Raw genomic sequence first — 19,585 nt, forward strand, 5'->3', positions numbered from 1 at the left:
TTTGTGCAGTAAAACGAAACAAAAAATGTATCGAGAACCGTTTTTAACTATCATTTTTCTGTTCTCGATACAATTTTCTATCGAAAATCACTCGAAGTGACGAAAAATCATCGTTAAAAATTAATTGCACCCAACGCGTTAAATTTAATATTAATTAGGTAAAGATAATTTGTGTTCTGTCACCATCACACAATTCATAAAATTGACCAATAGTAATAATATCTTTCACTTCCTCAGATAAATCACTTTTAGTTAATTTAAACATATCAATGGCAAGCTTACAAGCGTAAATTGTACCTCCACCAGCAGTGATCATTTCTAAAAATTCATCTACTGGAGGCATATCTAAAGCTTCCATTTGTTTACGCATCATACTTGAAACAGCAGACTCAACCCCAGGTAATCCACCCAACATAGTAGGAAATGGAAGTCCTCCTGGCATACGCATTGCTGGGTTCCCAGTTGTTGCTGTATGTAAGTGATTCATTGCTTTTTTAGTAATACCATCCAAGCCAAAAAATGTAAAAAACACATTGGTTTCAATTCCTTCCATTACTGCACCATTAGCCATTACCAAAGTTGCATAAACATCTTCTAAATTTCCTTTAGCACATATAATACAAACTTTTTCTAAAGGTTTTTTTTCTATTTTTTCCATTGTTAAGTTTTTAAATTAGATACAACTAGTTGGTTTAGGTATTCCTGCAATTTTTGATGAGAATTTTAAAGGCCCTTTAGGAAAAAGAACATATAATTCTTTAATATCAACAATACCAGATTTACCAACTCCTCTGATTGTTAAATTTTCTTTAGCAATTGTTTTTACACGTAAATAGTTTAATACTTCAAAATGTTTTGGAGTTAATTCAATTCCTAATTCGGTTGCAATTTCTTTCGCAATTTCTTCATTCCATTGAGTCATATCTTCTAAATATCCGTCTACAGATACTTTTAATTCAACTCCTGCTATTGTTTTTACTGACATAGTTATTAGTTTTTATTGTTATTATAAATTTTTATTTTGTGTCTGGTTTTATATCAAATACTTTTCCTTTAAAACTCATGTTTCTTGAAACAAAAGGAATAGCAATTCCCTTTAAAAGCATATTCCAATAAATCCATCTAAAGGCTAATTTCCCCCAATGATTGAATACACTTTCTTTTAATAATTTAAGTGGACCAATTTTTGCGAAAGGGAAATTCCCATGAACTGGTTCTGTAACATAGTTAAAGTCAATTAACAATGCTTTGTTATTACCTGTTTCAATAAAACAATTTGCGTGTCCATCAAATTCTTTTTTAAGTGGATATCCGCCAATATATAAAAGAATATTATCAGTTAATGTTTCAGCTTGAAAATGTGCTACAGAACCTGCTTTAGAAGCTGGTACATTTGTAGCATCTCCAATCACAAAAATATTTTCGTGGTCTTTTGATTGAAGAGTATTATGATCGGTTGGAATAAAGTTTAAATCGTCTCCTAAACCAGATTTTCCAATAACTTCATCACCCATATTTGTTGGAATAGTTACTAATAAATCGAATGGAATTTCTCTTTCTGCATAATCAACAATTACTTTTTTGTCATTATCTACACTTTCAATAGCAAAATCAATTTCAATTTTTATGTCTTTTTCTTTTAAAAGATAATTTAATGCCGTAGTACACGTTGGTTTTGTAAAAGCACCAGAAAGCGGTGTAACATATGTAATATCAACTTTGTCTCTCATTCCTTTTTTTCTGAAATAAGAGTCTGCTAAAAACGAAAATTCTAGAGGTGCAACCGGACATTTAATTGGCATTTCCGTAATATGTACAACCAATTTTCCGCCTTGCCAATCTCTTAATTTATTTCTTAAAGCTAAAGCGCCTTCAAACGTGTAAAAATCAAAAATATCTTTTTTCCATAATGGACCAAGTAAACCGGTTGTTTCTTCTGGAGCTATTTTAGACCCAGTTGCAATTATTAGAACATCGTAATGTAATGTTTCACCTTCTAATTCAACTTTATTTTCTTCTGGAAATATTTGTTCAATTTTCTTTTGAATATAATTTACACCTTTAGGCATAAATTTTTTCCCATTCTTTTTTACCTGATTTTCAGTGTAAGTATCAAAAGGTAAAAACAAAAAACCAGGTTGGTAATAATGTGTTTTGTATTGGTCAACAATGGTAATATCCCATTCGTTTAAATATAATTTCGGTCTTAGGTGGTTAGCCATCATTGTTCCGGCGGTACCTGCTCCTAAAATAAGTAATTTTTTCATTAATTTTAGTTTTAGTTTTTTTTTGATAATTAACTTTTAAAAGAAGTTTCAACTACTTGCTAACTATGGCGTAAAATTACCACACTTCATTGGGTTCATTTATGATAAATGTCAATGTTACATGTAACCTTAGTTACACATCTTTTTTTATTTTTTATTTTTTAATTACCTCTAAATCAGCCTTAAATATAAAAAAAATTATCCGTAATTTTAGCCTGAAATAATAGAAATATGAGTATTAATATTGAGCAACAAATTCATAAAATAAGAGAAGAGCTTCATAGGCATAATTTTAATTATTACGTTTTGGATACTCCTATTATTTCTGATTTTGAATTTGATAAAAAGTTAAAGGAGTTAGAGAAATTAGAAACTGAAAATCCACAGTTTTTTGATGCAAATTCGCCTACTCAGCGCGTTGGTGGTACTATTACAAAAAACTTTAATACGGTTGAGCACAAAAACAGAATGTACTCTTTAGATAATTCCTATTCTAGAGAAGATATTGAAGATTGGGAAAAGAGAATTCAGAAAATATTAGGGTCTGACGAAATTGAATATACTTGTGAATTAAAATACGACGGAGCTTCCATTAATTTAAGTTATAAAAATGGAAAATTAATAAGTGCTGTAACTCGTGGTGATGGTTTTAAGGGTGATGATGTTACTGCAAACATAAAAACAATAAAATCTATTCCGTTGGTTTTAACATCCAATTTTGCTGATGAATTTGAAATTAGAGGGGAAATTATTTTGCCTTTAGATGGATTTCAAAAAATGAACGAAGAGCGCATTGAAGCAGGTGAGGAGCCATACAGTAATCCACGAAATACTGCAAGTGGAAGTTTAAAATTACAAGATAGTTCTGAAGTTGCTAAGCGACCGTTAGATTGTTTACTTTACCATATTATAATCAATAAAAATGAAAGTCAAACTCATTTTAATACGTTAGAAAATGCTCGAAATATTGGTTTTAAAATTCCAAAAGCCTTTAAAGTGTGTAAAACTATTGATGAGATTTTTGATTTTATTGAAATATGGAATAAAAAAAGACATCAACTCCCTTATGAAACAGATGGGATTGTAATTAAAGTAAATTCCTTACATCAACAAGATGAATTGGGTTATACGGCAAAATCACCACGTTGGGCAATCGCTTATAAATTTAAGACAGAGCAAGAGAGCACTATTTTAAAAGAAATAACGTATCAAGTTGGTAGAACTGGAGCAATAACACCTGTTGCTAATTTAGAACCTGTTCAATTGGCTGGTACAGTTGTTAAAAGGGCGTCTCTACATAACGCCGATCAAATTGAAAAGCTAGATATTCAGGTAGGCGATACTGTTTTTGTTGAAAAAGGAGGAGAAATTATTCCCAAAATTGTGGGGGTTGATTTTAGTAAAAGACCAGTTGACTCAATACCAACTGTTTATATAACAAATTGTCCAGATTGCAATACGGAACTTATTAGAACAGAAGGAGATGCCAAACATTATTGTCCGAATGAATATGGTTGTCCCACTCAAATAACAGGAAGAATTCAGCATTTTATTAGCAGAAAAGCAATGAATATTGATGGAATTGGAGCTGAAACTATTGAGTTGTTATACTGGAATGGATTGATTCATAATTATTCAGATCTTTATGATTTAAAATATGATAAAATTGTAAATCAAGAGAAAGCATATGAAAGTGAGTTTGGTGGAATAAAGAAAAATAATTGTTTACAAATCCAATTAGTCAATGCCATTTTTGCATTGGGTTATGGAAATATTTCTAAAAGTTTAGCTGAAATTATTTCAATGAAAATTAATAAAATTGATGATGTTCTAGATTTAGAAATAGATTATTTGGATAAAAAAGATAGTTTGGCATTTCAAAAATTTAAATCAAAATTTGAAGAAAGATTTAGTTTATATAGATGTTCTCAATATTTTAGATTTCCTTTTTTTAGTAATTTCGTTTCTTTAGAAGAGTTTTTGTTTTTGAGTTATTATGATGATTCTTTGAATAAAGGGTTTTTTAATGATGCATTTGAAGAATTAGTAGCCTTATCAGAGAAAATTAATTTTATTGATGAATTAAAGGATTTTGAAAATTTAACTAATAAGTATAAAAATTTTGATGCTGTTATTTTAAAAATTTCGAACAGAAAAATTATAGGAATAAGAGGGCAAGGTGCTAAAAATATTATAAATGGTATACAAAATTCTAAAAATATTCCATTTGAAAAAGTATTGTTTGCATTAGGTATTCGATATGTAGGAGAAACAGTGGCGAAAAAACTGGCTAAACATTTTAAATCTATTGATAATTTAATGGATGCAACTTTTGAAGAGTTGATTACTGTAGATGAAATTGGTGAAAGAATTGGTGAAAGTGTGGTTAACTTTTTTCAACAGAAAAGTAATATTGAAATAATTCAAAGATTGAGAAATTCAGGATTGAAGTTTGAGATATTGCAAAAGGAAAATGAGACAAATAAGTTGGCGGGAAAATCATTTGTTGTTTCTGGTACTTTTTCTTTAGATAGAAATGAACTTAAAAGACTAATTGAAGAAAATGGGGGTAAAAATTCAACTTCACTGTCAAAGAATACTTCTTATTTAATTGCTGGTGATAAAATGGGGCCAGCAAAAAAAATAAAAGCTGAAGAATTAGGAATTAAAGTTATTTCAGAAGAACATTTTTTAAATGAATTGCTATGATAAAAAATTTTGTTGCCTTTGATTTTGAAACAGCAAACGGCAAAAACCCTTGTTCAATTGGAATTGTTGAATTTGAAGATGGAAATGTAGTCAACGAATATTATTCACTTATAAAACCTAAAGAATTGTATTTTAATCCTTTTACTACAAATGTACATGGGATATCTATAGAAGATATAATTAACGAACGAGAGTTTCCAGAAATCTGGAATGAGATTAAACATTTTTTCAATAATAAAATAGTTGTTGCTCATAATCATAGTTTTGATGTTTCTGTTCTGAACCATTCATTAGAAATATATAATATTGAACAACCAGCTTATGATATTCACTGCACCTTAAGTTTATCAAGATCCTATTTAAAAATTGAAAATCACAAATTAAGTACAATTGCTAAGTATTTTAAAGTAAATCAAAAAAAATATCATAACGCTTTAGATGATGCATATGTGTGTGGGAGGGTATTTATAAATTTAATGGAATTTGCAAATTCTAATAAGAAATCAGAGACAGTATATTTAAAACAGAAAGTAAGAAATTCTTGGCAACAAATTGAGAAAGTTACAAGAAACCCTTTATTTGAAAAATCTATTTTAGAGTTAAGGTCGGATAAATTACGAAATAAAAAAATTGTTATAACTGGCGTTTTCAAACATTTTGAGCGCAACGATTTAAAAAAATCAATTGAAGATAATGGAGGTAAAGTTTCAAGTTCTATATCTAAAAATACATCTTATTTAATTGCTGGTGAAAATATGGGGCCTGCTAAAAAAGTAAAGGCAGAAAGTTTAAATGTTTCTATTATTTCTGAGAATGATTATTTGGAACTCTTAGAATAATTAATTTAATAAATTATCAATAATAATTCTATTTCTTCTAATCTTAATTTTTTCTTCGTTTTCTAATTTTTTTAGTAACCTTGAAACTACCACACGTGATGTGTTAATGTCATCTGCAATTTCTTGATGAGTGATAGTTAATATGTTTGATTTCATAACCTTAACTTTTTCAACTAGGTATTTATGAAGTCTTTCATCTAATTGCATAAATGCCAAACTATCAATAGAATCAACCATTTCAATAAGTCGCAAATGGTAACTATCTATAATAAAGTGTCGCCAAGTTTTGTACTTTATTAACCATTGATCGATCATTTCAACAGGAACAAATATACCTTCTGTTTCTATTTCAGCCACACCTCTAAACATGCTACTACTCCTGTTGATACAATTTACAAATGAAATAGCACAGGTATCTCCCTTTTCTAAAAAGTATAGGGCAATTTCTTCACCGTTATTATCTTCTCTAATTATTTTTATGGCTCCATTAATTATTAGTGGTACATGGGTCATTTGATCACCAATATCTATTAACATTTCACCATTTTTTATGGAACGAAATATTCCAACATTAACAATTTCATCTATTAATTCTTTTTCAAAAATAGTAACAAAATAATCATTTAATTTCTCTCTTAACACTACCTTGTCTGTGTTCATAATAATAAGTTATAAATGAAGTATTCAGCAAAAATAATGAATATAAATAAAAAAACTCCTGATTTAAATCAGGAGTTTTTTAAATTAAAACAACTATATAATAAATTAGAACTTAACTTGCAATTGAACTAAGAAGGCGTCGTTGTCAATTTCATAAGATTCAACTTTGTATTGGTAGTTAAGCTGTAAACGAGTGGCGCTATTGATATAATAATTTACACCCATGGTAACTATTTCATTCATATTCTTTGAATAATCCAAACAAGTGTCAAAATATTCATATTTATAAACAGGTTCAATGTTCCATTTAGTTAGATAGGACGCAGTAACATAAGCACCTTGTCTTCTTGGTCCTAAGGTAGATGGTGCACCCCCGCAACCTCCGCTAACTGCAGCGTTATAAGAGCCTTCGTCATAAATATATTCTCCAACAAGTTTAAAGTTTTTGTATTTTACTTCTGCATCTGCGCCATAAGTGGTTCTGTTGTCATCATTGTTGGTTGGAAATCCATAACGGTAGCTTCCACCCACGGTTAAGAAATCAAATGGTTTGTAAGAAATTCTACCACTTACATCTTTTTTCTTATTGTTGTCTACGGTGCTTATGCCACTTCCGTTTTGTAAAGCAATGGCATATCGTAATTTGGTGTCTTTATTGCCGCCTAACCACATTAAGCCTAAATCGCGTTGAGGAGCAACTAATTGATCCGAAATCATCGATCTTTCAATTGTAGTTAAACCATTACATGCAGTATTTACTTCTAAACCGAAAGGTTGTTTAAATTGTCCTAAAGACAATTTAACCCAATCGCTGTTGTGATAAGTAATAAACGCATCCAATAAGTAAACACTTCCATTAGCGCTTAACAACGGTGCAGTTTCCAACACCATATAGTAGGTGAAGTCTTTTGTCACAGCTCCGGTGACACCAACTCTTGCTCTTTTAAATTTAAAGGTATTGGCATCACTAAACACATCATAGTCGTATTGTGCTTGTAAAAATCCAAAAACTTTAATTTTTGGTTCTTCTGCTTTTGCTTCGGTATTTTCCTCTTTGGCCTTATCATCACCTTCATCACATCCTTGCGCAAAAACTTGGTTTGCCTGGAAAATGAATAGGAACGCCAATAATAACATTAATTTATTTTTCATAAGTAGATATTTTATTTAAGAGAAAGAAGTTTTTTGATTTTTTTAAAACTTCTTTCCATAAAAGTTATTAATTGGTTACTGTAGGGTAAGATTTAATTCTAGAAGCTACCCATTTGTTTCCTAGTGGTGGTGCTGGCCAGGAAGGATTTTCATTCCATAAACCGTTCATTCCGAAATTCATTGAATAAGCATCATATCCCATTACTCTTAAAAACGCTGTGACAACTCCAGATGTTTGGCCGGTGTAGCAATAGTTAACTACTTTGGCTGTTGGCGATGAATTGATGTTTAAATGATTGTTTAAAGCCAATGTTATTGGTTGAATTCTGTATGAAGTGGTAAAGTGTCCATAACCTGCATAATCAACGGCGCTTTTGTAATTGTTAAGATAATAGGTAGATGGTGAGGCAACTACCGCAGCTGGCGTAACAGTTTTGGTGCCTTCAGCAACCACTGCTTCCACGCGTTGTTTTAAAATGGCTAATCCGTCACTTGCAGTGCTTGAAAGAGTTGGCACTTCAAAAGATGGAGGTGTTGGAGGCGTTGCAACGTTAGTCCAGTTGGCGTTTCCTTGAACGAGATTTCCAATATTGGCGGTATATTTATCAAAAGTTGGGTTCCAACCAGACATTCCCCATTTTAATGCTCTGGTGTTTTTAAATCCGTATAAACGAAGTAAAGCAGTTGCATAAGTAGCAGTTTGACCTGTATAGCATATCACTAAAATATCTTTAGTGTTTCCTGCAGCTTTAGCCGCAGTTGCATCGGTTAAAATATTGGCAAAGGCAACGTTTTTGGCGCCTGCAACCCTACCTGTTGCAAAATCTGCGACAGCTCTTACGTCCATAATGTAATAGGTGTTTAAAAATGCTGTAACATCTCCAGCAGCTGCCGGAGCATCTAAAATGAAAGAAATGTTGTCTGTGGAGGTTAAAATTTTGTCTAAATCAAGACTATTGGCCACCATATAATCTTTCAGGACGGCAAATTTGGGTGTGCTATTAACAATTATGTCATCTCCTCTGTCACAAGAAGTTAATAAGAACATCGGTATTATAAAAAGTCCGATAAATAATCGTGATAATTTTTTCATTTTTTTTAATTTTAAATTAATTTATTGTTTTTAAATTGAGTAATCCCCTTATTTAAGAGTTTTATTATTAGTCACAACCTGGAGCTGCCACTTCTTTAGTTGCCACCGAGAATTCATTAATTTCTTTTGGTGTGAAAGCATTCCAGCCTTCACCTTTTGTTACCAATACACTGTTCATAAATCCGTTGGCACCATATGCCAAGTTTCCGACATTGTATCCTAACATATGTAAATAAGCAGTTATGTAAGCTGAAGTTTGACCAGTTGCGCACCAAACAATAATTTTCTTGTCCTTTGGCAAAGTGGTTAAATCGTTTGCCAAGTTAAAAGCTTTTTTTGGGTCGTAACGTACAGAACCAGGAATGTGTCCATTGTTATACATTTCTTCATTCCAATAATTTACGATATAATAATTGCTGGGATTTGCAAAAACATCTTCAGACTTGGTAATAAAATCTTTGTAAACGGTTGCGATAGCCATTTCTGCCCTTGCTTTAAGAATTTCTTTTGCGTCGGTTTTACCAGTTGCCAGTACTGGAGTATATCCTTTAGTAGGCATTGGGTTTGATTTGGTTTCTAGACTACCTGCAAAAGCGCTGGAAGTGTTTTTAGTCCAAATATTTTGTGCAAAACTTTTGCCCCAAGAACTCATACCCCATTTTAAGGTATACACATTGTTGTAACCCATAATTCTTAAAACAGCACTAAAATAAGATGCTGATTGGCCAGAATAGCATACGATGGCAATTTTATCGTAATTGACCGGTTTAATTTTCTTGTCAAAATATTTAATTAATTCTTCGGCTTTTACATTAACGGCTCCTTTGATAAAGCCCTTTTCATAGTCTGTGTCTTTTCTTATATCAATGATTAAATATTTTGGATTTTTTAAATTTTCCTTAATTTCAGTTGCATTTATCATTGAAGGCGCGTCGGTATTGATGTAATTTCCATTTTCTTCTAAATATTGAACTAACAATTCAAACTCAGATTCAGGAGTGTTTATGTTATTTTGTGCGGTACTTTTTAAGCCACTTAATAAAGTTGTTACCATAAAAAGCAATACAAAATAGGATGTGATTTTTTTCATAATATGTTTAATTTTAAATTGTTTATTGTTTTAATATATACTACAAAATTAATTGTGGAGTGAATGTATTTGTATGACATTTGTCACGTCAAATACAATATATATTTGTTCTTTACAGTAACAATAGTTACATATGTAAGTAGCATTAATACAGTATGTTAGTATAAAAAAACATATGTAAATTTTACTTTTTAGATGTTTAATTTTGGTGTAGAATTAGGAAATATGGAATAAAACCTTTTTTAAAATAGTAATTTTTGGATTATTTATAAAAAAAAGGATGTTTTATTGAGATACTTTATAAAATAGAATTTATTTAGTGGTCTTTTAACCTGAAAAAGTTAAATCAATAACTCAATTAAAATTAAAAATTAAAGAATTTATAAACGATTATAATAACTAGAGAATTAAACTAAATTTAAAAGGAATGAGCCCGATAAAATATCGGGCTCATTATAAAATTAATTTAAAATTAATTTAACATTTTTGGGTATAGTCTATTTTTTTTAACAGCCTTTTTTAATCAAATTAACAGCCTCCTTCTGTAGGAGCTGCCTTTTTCTTTTCAATAGTAATTACCTTTTTAGGTTGAGGTTTAACCTCTACTTTAGGTTTTTTTACTACCGCTGATTTTTTAATAGATTCTGCAATAAATCCATTAATGTCATTTGCATATTTTTCTACTTCAACAGTTTTAGTAATTAACTTATTTTGATTGTAACTATTTTCAACGGGTAAAACCTTTAAGTTAGTATATCCTAATTGATACAAAATCATATAAGGAGCAATTGCTTGTTCAGGATCTTTACCATATAAGACTACCGTTTTGTTTGTATTTTGAAGTTCTTTAAATATGTCAATATTTTCATCATCTAAAATAGCCGCACTATTTATATTAATTGCGTTTTCAAGATGACCTCTATCAAAATTATAATTTTTTCTAACATCAACTAAAACAAAGTCTGGATTATTTATATCTTCTAATGTTACAAATAAATTTTCAGCACCTATTTTTTCTAAAGTTTCTACTGTATTAAATGAATACAAGTTTTTGGGTCTTTTAAATGATAAAACACCAATTAAAACAACTAAAATAAATAATGTAGTTGCAATAGATATTCTTTTGGTTTTTTCTAATTCTTTCATGAATCTTCTTTTAAAAAGTTTTTAATTAACAACCACCTTCTGTAGGTACTTCCTTTTTTTTCTCTATTGTAACAACTTTTTTAGGAACTGCTTTTACCTCAGGCTCTTTAACCTCTTTTGTTTGTTCTGGGTATGCAACACCAAAGTGCATACTGGCAGCTTTTCTAAAGTTATATTGCTCAAAATCTATTGCTGCCATATTTTCAGTTGGAACAGGCGGATTGAGAATAGTTAAAAACCATTGGTTAATACCACCTTCTAAAACTTTTATGTTTTTATAACCTAGTCTGTTGCATAAAATCCAAGCTTGATCTGCATAAAAATTATCATTGGAGAAAAATACTAAATCATATTGATCTTGATTTAGATATATTTCATTTTCTTCATTTAGTAATTTGCTGAAAGGAATATTTAAAGCATTTGAAATTGTGTAATTGTTGTAATCTTCTTCAGATCTAACATCTACTAAAAGAATTGAAGGATCTTTAGAAATTATTTTATGCGCTAAGGCATCTGTTGAAATATATCTTTCAGGATTTATTACATTATTTAATAATTCCTCAGGTTTTATTCCTTCATGTTTTTTATACTTTGGCAATAATACTAAACCACCTGCTAGTATTATAAAAATTAAAGCTAGAATTTTATATCTTAAAGCTAAAAATTTTGCTACTTTTTTCTTAACCATGTTACGTGAATTATTATATTAATAAAATACTTTTTTAACTTTTGATCTTATTTTATCTGATAGTGCAAAAATACCAATTGCTAAAATGGTAAATATGAAGATAAACCAATATGGATTAATACCAAATGAATCCATTAAAGTTATATTACCCATAAATGAACCTTCATATAGTGGCTGGAACAGAAAGAAAAGTTCCGAGAAAATTAGTACACCAATCATAATGCCTATGACATAAACTATTGCATCAACTTTACCTATGGCAACTGCACATATACTTGTTCCTGGACAAAAACCACCAGCAACAAAACCAACACCCATAATAGCACCCCCAATTATTGCGCCCCATAAATAAGTTGGGTGGACATACATTAAGTTTATATCAGCATAACCAAGATAATCCATATAATATAAACCTATTAGTGCAACTAATGCAGCAGTAAAAAATACTTTTAATACTGCAAAATCGTATCCGTAAAATACTCCGGCAAGTTTTCTAGATGATGAGAAACCAGAAGCTTCTAATACAAACCCAAAAACTAAACCAATTAAAATGGCAATTATACTATCCCAATCTGCTGGAATTATACCGTTAGGAATTAAAGGTCCCATAATTTTTATTTTTTATTTAATTAAATCCAATTTTTTCTAAAAAAGTAAGCCACTAAAAATCCAGTACCAAAAATAGCAAGCATAGTAATAAAACCACCTGTTGAAAGTACTGCCATACCACTGAGTGCTGCTCCACTTGTACAGCCGCGAGCTATTTGAGCTCCTAACCCAAATAAAACTCCACCACCAAGAGCAAAAGCCAATCTTCTTTTTGAAGTTATTTTTGGAGAATGTTGCACTCTCCAACCTATACGTCCACTAAGTCCACCAGATATAAATGCTCCAATTAAAACGCCTAAAGTTTCAAATACTAACCAGTTATTCATAGAGGATTTATCTTCACTTATAAATTGTTTGTAATAGGCATTATCAGCCGCATGTGAATGTGTTACGGCATCTACAATAGTTACAACACTACTTTTCATTGCACCACTTGCGCCTAAGCCTCTACCAGTAATGTAAAAAGTGAATATAATTAGAATACCTAAAAGGAAACCTCCAAAATATGGATTCCAATATATATGTCTGTTTGTTTGAGTTTTAATTTTCATCTTGATATTTTTAATTTTAATATAGGTATCTAGTTAATTGTCCAGCTTCAACCATTACAAATCTAAAAATTAGACCGCCCATAATAACTAAGAGTGCTGGAATAGCTGCAGGTATTTTATAACCAATATATTCGGCAATTTCCATTATTAAAGGTATAATTAAACCTAAGATTACAACAAATCCAAAAAACATTAATGTAAAATCTCCACCAACTAATAATTGAACCGCTTCTAATTGTACTTGAGATCCGGCATAAAAGCCCATTATCATATGTGTTATTAAACCTAATTCAATAATTATTAAATAGATATCAATTTTACTAAAGAAGTGTTTTTCTTTTTTTGATTTTGCGAATAAAATAATAGTTGCAGCCGCTGTTGATAACCCAGAGGTTAAAAATAACGGACCTAAAATTGCATTATTCCAAAGTGGTCTTGCGTTAAATGCTGATAGTAAAATACCTGTATAAATTCCTAAAACAATTGTAAGTGGTATTAAAGCATACGCCATATACAATCTATTTTTAATTAGGAACTTTTCAAAAGTATCTAAAAACTTAAATTTTTCCAGAAATTTATATTTACCTTCAAATTTTTCAAAAATATCAGAATAATAACTAAAAACCCATAAGAAAGATAGTGGAGTAACAAACATTAGCACCCATGCTCCCCAAGACATTGGAGATTCTATTCTAACTGTGGTATACAATTTCCAAAACCAAATTTTGTGAGTTAAGTCGTACAATAAGGCCATTAACCCTAAAGTTAATGCTATTGGAGCAATAATTACTGCATTTTTAACTGCAGCTTTGTAAACATCTGCTTTTCCCATTACTGTTACTATCGCAGCAAAAAATAATAGCCCTGCTGCCAAACCACCTACAAATAAGTAAACTGAAATAGGCCAGTGCCAAACTTGTAAATAAGGATCTATATTTGGTATATTTCTGCCGCTTATAAATAATTCTTCTTGCATAATTTTTTAATTTAAATTAAATAAAAAACGTGTGGGTTAGTACCAGCTTCTGGAGCTAACGTTTTATGTTTTCTGTTTTTTAATAATTGTGAAACTTCACTGTTTGGATTGTCTAAATCGCCAAAATACATACATTTTGTTGGACACACAGATACACAAGCTGGTAATTGACCATCTTTTAATCTGTGGTGGCAAAATGTACATTTATCGACATAACCATCTGGGTGTTGAAAACGAGCATCGTATGGGCAAGATTCAATACAAGCACCACATCCAATACAATCATTACCAGTTACTAAAACAATGCCTCCGTCAACTATATGGCTCGCACCAGTTGGGCAACATCTTACACAAGGTGCAGTATCACAATGATTACATCGTTCTGATTTTAATTCTAATTCCACATTTGGATATGCGCCATTTACTACTTCAGTTATCCAATCTCTACAATATCCAATTGGAACATTGTTTTCAGTTTGACAAGCTACAACGCAATCACTACATCCAACACATTTTAATGTGTCTATTACCATTGCATATCTCATATCTAAATTGTTTTATGTGGGTTTTCAGTTAATATGGTAACAAAGTTTCCACGCATTCCTGTTCCACCCATTATTGGGTCTATTGCAACTTTTGAAATTAGTTCTGTATCATTAATTCCTCTACCATTAGCACGACTTAGTTTTTTGTTTTGGTGTCCAAAACCGTGAACCATATAAACAGCATCAAAACCAGTTCTTTCTGTAATTCTAACTTTTATTGGGAATGATGATAAAACTTCATCTTGGTTTTTTAACCAAACTTCTTGACCAGTTTTTAAACCTATTATACGTGCTACTTTTGGATTAACCCAAAGATTATTTTCATCCATTAAGTCGTTTAAATTCGGATTATTTGCAGTTCTACTAAAAGTATGCATTGGAGCCCTACCGTAGTTTAATCTGTAATAACCTTGTTCTGGCTCAGGGTGTTTTGTAAATATAGGCATTGGATCAAATCCTAAATCTTTTAATTCTTGAGAATACAATTCAATTTTGCCACTTGAAGTTGTAAATGAATATAGTTCATTTTCATTTAAGTATAATGGACCAGATTTACGCGGATAATTTTTAACACCAATTTGTTCTAATTCTTCAAAAGAAGTTCCTAATTCTTTTAATTGGTATTCTAATACTTCTTTATAATCATCGTACGCAAATTGATCGCCTACTCCCATTCTCTCACCAATTTGTTTAGCAATCCACCAAGCTGGTTTTGAATCGTATTTTGGTGCTACAGCTGGAATTCTAATTGCAATTGATGGCTCTCTATTAGTTGCTGAACGAATTTCATCATATCTTTCAAGGTAAGTACATTCAGGTAACACAACATCGGCATATCCTGTAACGTCCATTGGCATAGTGTCAATTACTACCATAAAGTCTAAAGATTCAATCGCTTGTTCTAATAGCTTTTTATTAGGAATTGCTTTGGTTAAATTGGTACCAGCAACTAGCCAAGCTTTAACAGGATATTCACTATTTTCACCTGGGATTGATGCACGAATAATTTCGTTAGTAACTCCCATTTCTGCCAAAGGATATTTAGCACTAACTTCTTTCCAAGTCCATTTTGGTTTTGGATATTCGGGGTGTGGGAAACTAGGAAGTTTTAAACTTTCTTTAAAGTAGAATCCACCTCTTCGTCCCCAAGAACCTAATAAGGCATTTAAAATTGCCATGGCTCTTGCTCTTTGAGTATCATCTCCATACCACACAACGTGTCTGCCTGGATGAATAATTGTTGCAGGAGAAGCGTAAGCCATTGCTCTTGCTGTACGTCTAATTTCTTCAGGTTTTATTGTGGTAATACTATAAGCCCATTCTGGAGTAAAAGTACTTACGTGGTCTTTTAATTCATCAAAACCAATAGCATATTTTTCAATATATTCTTTATCATAAAGGTTTTCTTCAATTAGAACATTCATCCAAGCCAACATTAAAGCAATGTCAGTTCCTGGCTTAATTGGTAACCAATGTTGAGATTTACTTGCTGCGGTTGAAAAACGAGGATCGACAGTTATAATTGTTGCACCGTTATCAATAGCATCAGACATCTCTTGTACTTGCGAGTTGTGCATATTTTCTCCAATATGAGATCCTATTAATACCAAACACTTAGTATCTCTAATATCTGTTGGTTCTGGAGAACCTACCCAAGTTCCAAAAGTTAGTTTAAAACCAGTTTCTCTTGGTCCTCTACACTGAGCGTAAGCTGGCTCACCAATAGTATCGGAACCAATAGCGTTTAAAAGGTGTTCTAAATGTTTTCCTGGCGATCCGTGCTTTAATAAAGCTATAGATTCAGCACCATGAGTTTCTTTTATGGTTTTAAACTTAGAAGCAATTAAATCAAGAGCTTCATCCCACGTTGCCTCTACAAAAGTTTCTTCACCATTAACGGTTTTTCGGATTAATGGAGTTTTTAAACGATCTTCATCGTTATACATACCTACACCACCAGTACCTCTAGGGCAAAGTCTTCCATAGCAATGAGAATCATCATCATTTCCAATTATTTTTTTTATCTCTCCTTTTTCATTTGTATAGGCCCAAGCAGCACATTTCCAAAAGCAAACTTCACAATAGGTGGCAGTTCTTTTAAAGGTTTCAGCAACATTTTTTCTTACCAATTCATCTAAATAAGAACTTGCACCAAAAAGATTTAATGCTGTTGTTGTTGCGGCTACACCTCCTAAACCCAAAGCAGAAATTTTTATAAATTTTCTTCTTGAAGTAGTCATAAGTTTAAGTATTAATTTCTGGCGTAAAGGTATTTACTGTGGGAAGTTTAATGTATGATAAAAGTCATTTATTGCTGTAAAAAGAGTAACAATCGTTACATTTAAGAGTTGTTAAGCCTAAGTAAATAAGTGACTTAAGTAACATAGTCTGCGTAAAATTCTGTTTAAAAACGGGTTATAAAAAAAATATATTTTTAGAACTCAATTATTATTAACATTTTATTTCATGTAAATTTGTTTTTAAAATTATTTAAATGAAATATAAAAGGCTTTGGTATATTTTTGGGGTTATTTTTATAGCTATTATCTTCGTTTTTTATTTATTAAATGAAAGTAATTTTTTAAATGTTATTGATGAATATGATTCTGTGAAAGTTGAGAGAACTGCAAAAGAATCTTGCTTACAATGTCATATTGGTACTACGGGCGATTCTGAATACCATAATCCAGAACTTATTGGTTGTGTAAGTTGCCATTTAGGTGATGGAAAATCTATGGATAAAGTGGAATCTCATAGTAATATGGTTAGAATACCTGGAAATTTGAGTGATGTAAAAGACACTTGTGGTAAATGTCATTCAGAAGAGTTAAAAAAAATCACAAACTCATTAATGACCACAAATAGTGGTTTAATTGCTGTTAATAAATATATTTTTGGAGAATCCAAGTCACCTTATGAAAAATACCATATTAAGGATGTAAAATATTCGGCAGCAGATAAGCATTTAAGAGATATGTGCGCCAATTGTCATTTAGGTGTTGAAAAAACAGAGTATGGCGCTATTAATCAATTAAGTAGAGGAGGAGGTTGTAATGCTTGTCATTTAAATTATTCTGAAGATGCTAAACAAGATTTACAAAAATACTTAAGTTCAAATAAAAAGATTTTACCAAAATTCCATCCTTCAACAGATATTTTTGTTAAAAATGAACACTGTTTTGGTTGCCACAGCAGGTCTAGTAGAATTTCTACAAATTACGAGGGTTGGCAAGAAACTACTTTCAAAAAAAAGGATATTGCACAATTAAAAAGTTCGGAATATAAAGTATTTGAAGATCAACGGGTTTATAAATATAATGGAGAAGATGTACATCATAAAAAAGGGATGTTGTGTGTAGATTGTCATACATCGCACGAAGTTATGGGTGATGGTAAAATACATTTAAGGCAAGATACAGCTGTTAAAATTACATGTTCAGATTGTCATTATAAAAACAAACCTAACACGCTAACATATAAAGACTTAGATAAAGAAAGTTTATTGGTTTTTCTACATCGTAATTATTCCCATACCAATAAAAAAATACTGAAAGTTAAAAAGAGTGGTCATCCATTAGTAAATACCTATATAGATTCTACTGGTACGGCTTATTTAATTGGTAAAAAAGATAAAATTCCAAGAGTTATAAAACCTCAATCTCAAATTTGTTCTAGAGATAATGTGCATAAAAATGTGAGTTGTTCTATGTGTCATTCTAGTTGGACTTCAAAGTGTATTGGTTGCCATAATCAGTTTGATAAAAATGAACCAAGAGCGTTTGATTTGTTAGATAAAAAATATGGAAAGGGTCAATGGAAAGAATATGTTGCCGAATTTTCTTCCATGTTACCTGCAATGGGAGTTATGGAAAATAATGGAAAAAAGGAAATAAAACCTGCCATTCCGGGTATGATATTAACTATTGATAAAGGAAGTTATGCTGGAAAAGAAATAGGTGAAGAGGTTACTTTTCATAGATTGTTTGCACTTAATTCTCCCCATACCACAACTAAAAAAGTGAGAGATTGCAAATCCTGTCATGCCAATTCCGAAGCCTTGGGCTTTGGGGCTGGAAATCTTACATTCGATATTAAAAAGGGATTTGGAAAATGGAATTTTGTTCCAGAATATGCTTTAAATTCTAATGACAATTTGCCTGAAGATGCTTGGATACCATTTTTGAAAAATGTTAAAAAAGATGTTATTAATTCAACTCGAACAGATTTTAGACCATTTACGGTAAAAGAGCAAAAACAATTGTTGTTAGTTGGTGCTTGTTTGCAATGTCATAAAGAAACTTCTAAAGTAATGCAAGAAAGTTTGATTAATGGAATTCAGCCACTCTTAAAAAAGTTAAATAAAAGCTGTATTTTGCCTACTTATAAATGAGTAGAAAATGACAAAACAAAAAATTGCATTGGCGCTGTTTATTATTGTTGCAGCGGTTGATATAATTGGGATAATGTTTAAAATTCCAAGTTTGGTTATTGTGTTTAAACCTTTAATATTATTATCGTTAGTAACTTTATATTTGGTTTCAGTTTCAGAAATTAATAAAATATATGTTCTAGCATTGATTTTTTCTTTTTTAGGCGATGTGTTTTTAATGTTTAATGGCGAATTGTATTTTACAATCGGACTCGTTTCTTTTCTAATAGCGCACTTATTTTTTATAAAAATTGTAAGTAACAGGCTTCATAAAACTTCAGTTTTAAATATAATTTTTTCTGTATTACCATTTTTAATACTATTGCTATTTTTACTATTTTTCTTGAAAAATTATTTGGATGAAATGCTAATTCCTGTTCTAATTTATGGAATTACTATTTCAACTTTTGGAGTGGTTTCTATGTTAGATTATTTAAACACAAAATCAAATAAATCCTTATTAATGTTTGTTGGTGCTATTATTTTTATTAGTTCCGATTCTATTCTAGCAATTAATAAATTCTATAGTTCAACAGCAATTTTTGCTGTATTAATTATGTTAACTTATATTGTTGCTCAATTTTTGATTTATAAATCTGAAATCCAAAAGTAGGAAAATAAGAGTGACTAGGGAATAGGTCATAAACTTTGAAAATACTAAATAAGAAAAATTAAAAATTTTCTATTTAAAACGCGTTGGGTGCAATTAATTTTTAACGATGATTTTTCGTCACTTCGAGTGATTTTCGATAGAAAATTGTATCGAGAACAGAAAAATGATAGTTAAAAACGGTTCTCGATACATTTTTTGTTTCGTTTTACTGCACAAAA

At 30.7% G+C, this 19,585-nt stretch carries 17 protein-coding genes and 2 pseudogenes; 5 read left to right on the top strand and 14 right to left on the bottom strand.

What is annotated here, in order from left to right:
• Positions 1-154: 154 nt before the first annotated feature.
• The 3 genes from Q8S45_RS01430 to Q8S45_RS01440 are packed head-to-tail and all read right to left on the bottom strand — an operon-like array spanning position 155 to position 2,267.
• Positions 155-658: a DsrE/DsrF/DrsH-like family protein gene (locus Q8S45_RS01430; RefSeq protein WP_305600560.1), complete on the bottom strand. Its 504-nt coding sequence runs from the start codon at positions 656-658 to the stop codon at positions 155-157.
• A gap of 15 nt (positions 659-673) precedes the next feature.
• A complete protein-coding gene (locus Q8S45_RS01435; RefSeq protein WP_305600562.1) occupies positions 674-985 on the bottom strand; it encodes a TusE/DsrC/DsvC family sulfur relay protein in 312 nt (103 codons plus the stop codon).
• 31 nt (positions 986-1,016) lie between these two features.
• Entirely contained in the window at positions 1,017-2,267 is a 1,251-nt protein-coding gene (locus Q8S45_RS01440) for an NAD(P)/FAD-dependent oxidoreductase (protein ID WP_305600564.1), read from the bottom strand.
• A 237-nt stretch (positions 2,268-2,504) separates the two neighbouring features.
• Between Q8S45_RS01440 and ligA the strand changes: the two are divergent.
• The 3 genes and pseudogenes from ligA to Q8S45_RS01450 all read left to right on the top strand — a co-directional run.
• Positions 2,505-4,091, top strand: a pseudogene (gene ligA / locus Q8S45_RS13935) (NAD-dependent DNA ligase LigA); the annotation flags it as partial.
• Positions 4,092-4,514: 423 nt separating this feature from the next.
• A pseudogene (locus Q8S45_RS13940) lies at positions 4,515-4,976 on the top strand (helix-hairpin-helix domain-containing protein); the annotation flags it as partial.
• A complete protein-coding gene (locus Q8S45_RS01450; RefSeq protein WP_305600566.1) occupies positions 4,973-5,815 on the top strand; it encodes a 3'-5' exonuclease in 843 nt (280 codons plus the stop codon). The pseudogene Q8S45_RS13940 and the gene Q8S45_RS01450, both read left to right, overlap by 4 nt.
• Here the strand turns inward: Q8S45_RS01450 and Q8S45_RS01455 are convergent, their stop codons facing one another.
• The 11 genes from Q8S45_RS01455 to Q8S45_RS01505 all read right to left on the bottom strand — a co-directional run bounded on the left by Q8S45_RS01455 (position 5,816) and on the right by Q8S45_RS01505 (position 16,565).
• Complete coding sequence (locus tag Q8S45_RS01455; protein WP_305600567.1) at positions 5,816-6,475, bottom strand: Crp/Fnr family transcriptional regulator; 660 nt, start codon at positions 6,473-6,475, stop codon at positions 5,816-5,818.
• A gap of 105 nt (positions 6,476-6,580) precedes the next feature.
• On the bottom strand, positions 6,581-7,627 hold the full coding sequence (locus tag Q8S45_RS01460; protein WP_305600569.1) for a porin: 1,047 nt from the start codon (positions 7,625-7,627) through the stop codon (positions 6,581-6,583).
• 67 nt (positions 7,628-7,694) lie between these two features.
• Positions 7,695-8,720, bottom strand: a complete 1,026-nt coding sequence (locus Q8S45_RS01465) for a rhodanese-like domain-containing protein (protein WP_305600571.1) — start codon at positions 8,718-8,720, stop codon at positions 7,695-7,697.
• Between the two features lie 67 nt (positions 8,721-8,787).
• Positions 8,788-9,810, bottom strand: coding sequence for a rhodanese-like domain-containing protein (locus tag Q8S45_RS01470; protein WP_305600573.1), 1,023 nt, complete (start codon positions 9,808-9,810; stop codon positions 8,788-8,790).
• Between the two features lie 528 nt (positions 9,811-10,338).
• Entirely contained in the window at positions 10,339-10,956 is a 618-nt protein-coding gene (locus Q8S45_RS01475) for a rhodanese-like domain-containing protein (protein WP_305600575.1), read from the bottom strand.
• Between the two features lie 25 nt (positions 10,957-10,981).
• Complete coding sequence (locus tag Q8S45_RS01480; RefSeq protein ID WP_305600577.1) at positions 10,982-11,644, bottom strand: rhodanese-like domain-containing protein; 663 nt, start codon at positions 11,642-11,644, stop codon at positions 10,982-10,984.
• Positions 11,645-11,662: 18 nt separating this feature from the next.
• Positions 11,663-12,253: a YeeE/YedE thiosulfate transporter family protein gene (locus Q8S45_RS01485; protein ID WP_305600579.1), complete on the bottom strand. Its 591-nt coding sequence runs from the start codon at positions 12,251-12,253 to the stop codon at positions 11,663-11,665.
• A 20-nt stretch (positions 12,254-12,273) separates the two neighbouring features.
• Positions 12,274-12,804 (bottom strand): YeeE/YedE thiosulfate transporter family protein, encoded by a 531-nt coding sequence (locus Q8S45_RS01490; RefSeq protein WP_305600581.1) that lies wholly within the window; start codon positions 12,802-12,804, stop codon positions 12,274-12,276.
• 16 nt (positions 12,805-12,820) lie between these two features.
• Complete coding sequence (gene nrfD, locus Q8S45_RS01495) at positions 12,821-13,780, bottom strand: NrfD/PsrC family molybdoenzyme membrane anchor subunit (RefSeq protein ID WP_305600583.1); 960 nt, start codon at positions 13,778-13,780, stop codon at positions 12,821-12,823.
• Between the two features lie 11 nt (positions 13,781-13,791).
• Complete coding sequence (locus Q8S45_RS01500; protein ID WP_305600585.1) at positions 13,792-14,325, bottom strand: 4Fe-4S dicluster domain-containing protein; 534 nt, start codon at positions 14,323-14,325, stop codon at positions 13,792-13,794.
• A gap of 2 nt (positions 14,326-14,327) precedes the next feature.
• Positions 14,328-16,565, bottom strand: a complete 2,238-nt coding sequence (locus Q8S45_RS01505; RefSeq protein ID WP_305600587.1) for a molybdopterin-dependent oxidoreductase — start codon at positions 16,563-16,565, stop codon at positions 14,328-14,330.
• A gap of 254 nt (positions 16,566-16,819) precedes the next feature.
• Between Q8S45_RS01505 and Q8S45_RS01510 the strand changes: the two genes are divergently transcribed.
• Entirely contained in the window at positions 16,820-18,715 is a 1,896-nt protein-coding gene (locus Q8S45_RS01510; RefSeq protein ID WP_305600589.1) for a hypothetical protein, read from the top strand.
• Positions 18,716-18,722: 7 nt separating this feature from the next.
• Positions 18,723-19,367: a lysoplasmalogenase gene (locus Q8S45_RS01515; RefSeq protein WP_305600591.1), complete on the top strand. Its 645-nt coding sequence runs from the start codon at positions 18,723-18,725 to the stop codon at positions 19,365-19,367.
• Positions 19,368-19,585: the final 218 nt, after the last annotated feature.

It is taken from the genome of Lutibacter sp. (assembly GCF_030692605.1).
Lineage (GTDB): Bacteria > Bacteroidota > Bacteroidia > Flavobacteriales > Flavobacteriaceae > Lutibacter.

What these genes read in the sequence shown, in the direction of transcription:
- Q8S45_RS01430 (WP_305600560.1), bottom strand. Translation starts at nt 658, where the DNA reads ATGGAAAAAATAGAAAAAAAACCTTTAGAAAAAGTTTGTATTATATGT.
- Q8S45_RS01435 (WP_305600562.1), bottom strand. Translation starts at nt 985, where the DNA reads ATGTCAGTAAAAACAATAGCAGGAGTTGAATTAAAAGTATCTGTAGAC.
- Q8S45_RS01440 (WP_305600564.1), bottom strand. Translation starts at nt 2,267, where the DNA reads ATGAAAAAATTACTTATTTTAGGAGCAGGTACCGCCGGAACAATGATG.
- Q8S45_RS01450 (WP_305600566.1), top strand. Translation starts at nt 4,973, where the DNA reads ATGATAAAAAATTTTGTTGCCTTTGATTTTGAAACAGCAAACGGCAAA.
- Q8S45_RS01455 (WP_305600567.1), bottom strand. Translation starts at nt 6,475, where the DNA reads ATGAACACAGACAAGGTAGTGTTAAGAGAGAAATTAAATGATTATTTT.
- Q8S45_RS01460 (WP_305600569.1), bottom strand. Translation starts at nt 7,627, where the DNA reads ATGAAAAATAAATTAATGTTATTATTGGCGTTCCTATTCATTTTCCAG.
- Q8S45_RS01465 (WP_305600571.1), bottom strand. Translation starts at nt 8,720, where the DNA reads ATGAAAAAATTATCACGATTATTTATCGGACTTTTTATAATACCGATG.
- Q8S45_RS01470 (WP_305600573.1), bottom strand. Translation starts at nt 9,810, where the DNA reads ATGAAAAAAATCACATCCTATTTTGTATTGCTTTTTATGGTAACAACT.
- Q8S45_RS01475 (WP_305600575.1), bottom strand. Translation starts at nt 10,956, where the DNA reads ATGAAAGAATTAGAAAAAACCAAAAGAATATCTATTGCAACTACATTA.
- Q8S45_RS01480 (WP_305600577.1), bottom strand. Translation starts at nt 11,644, where the DNA reads ATGGTTAAGAAAAAAGTAGCAAAATTTTTAGCTTTAAGATATAAAATT.
- Q8S45_RS01485 (WP_305600579.1), bottom strand. Translation starts at nt 12,253, where the DNA reads ATGGGACCTTTAATTCCTAACGGTATAATTCCAGCAGATTGGGATAGT.
- Q8S45_RS01490 (WP_305600581.1), bottom strand. Translation starts at nt 12,804, where the DNA reads ATGAAAATTAAAACTCAAACAAACAGACATATATATTGGAATCCATAT.
- nrfD (WP_305600583.1), bottom strand. Translation starts at nt 13,780, where the DNA reads ATGCAAGAAGAATTATTTATAAGCGGCAGAAATATACCAAATATAGAT.
- Q8S45_RS01500 (WP_305600585.1), bottom strand. Translation starts at nt 14,325, where the DNA reads ATGAGATATGCAATGGTAATAGACACATTAAAATGTGTTGGATGTAGT.
- Q8S45_RS01505 (WP_305600587.1), bottom strand. Translation starts at nt 16,565, where the DNA reads ATGACTACTTCAAGAAGAAAATTTATAAAAATTTCTGCTTTGGGTTTA.
- Q8S45_RS01510 (WP_305600589.1), top strand. Translation starts at nt 16,820, where the DNA reads ATGAAATATAAAAGGCTTTGGTATATTTTTGGGGTTATTTTTATAGCT.
- Q8S45_RS01515 (WP_305600591.1), top strand. Translation starts at nt 18,723, where the DNA reads ATGACAAAACAAAAAATTGCATTGGCGCTGTTTATTATTGTTGCAGCG.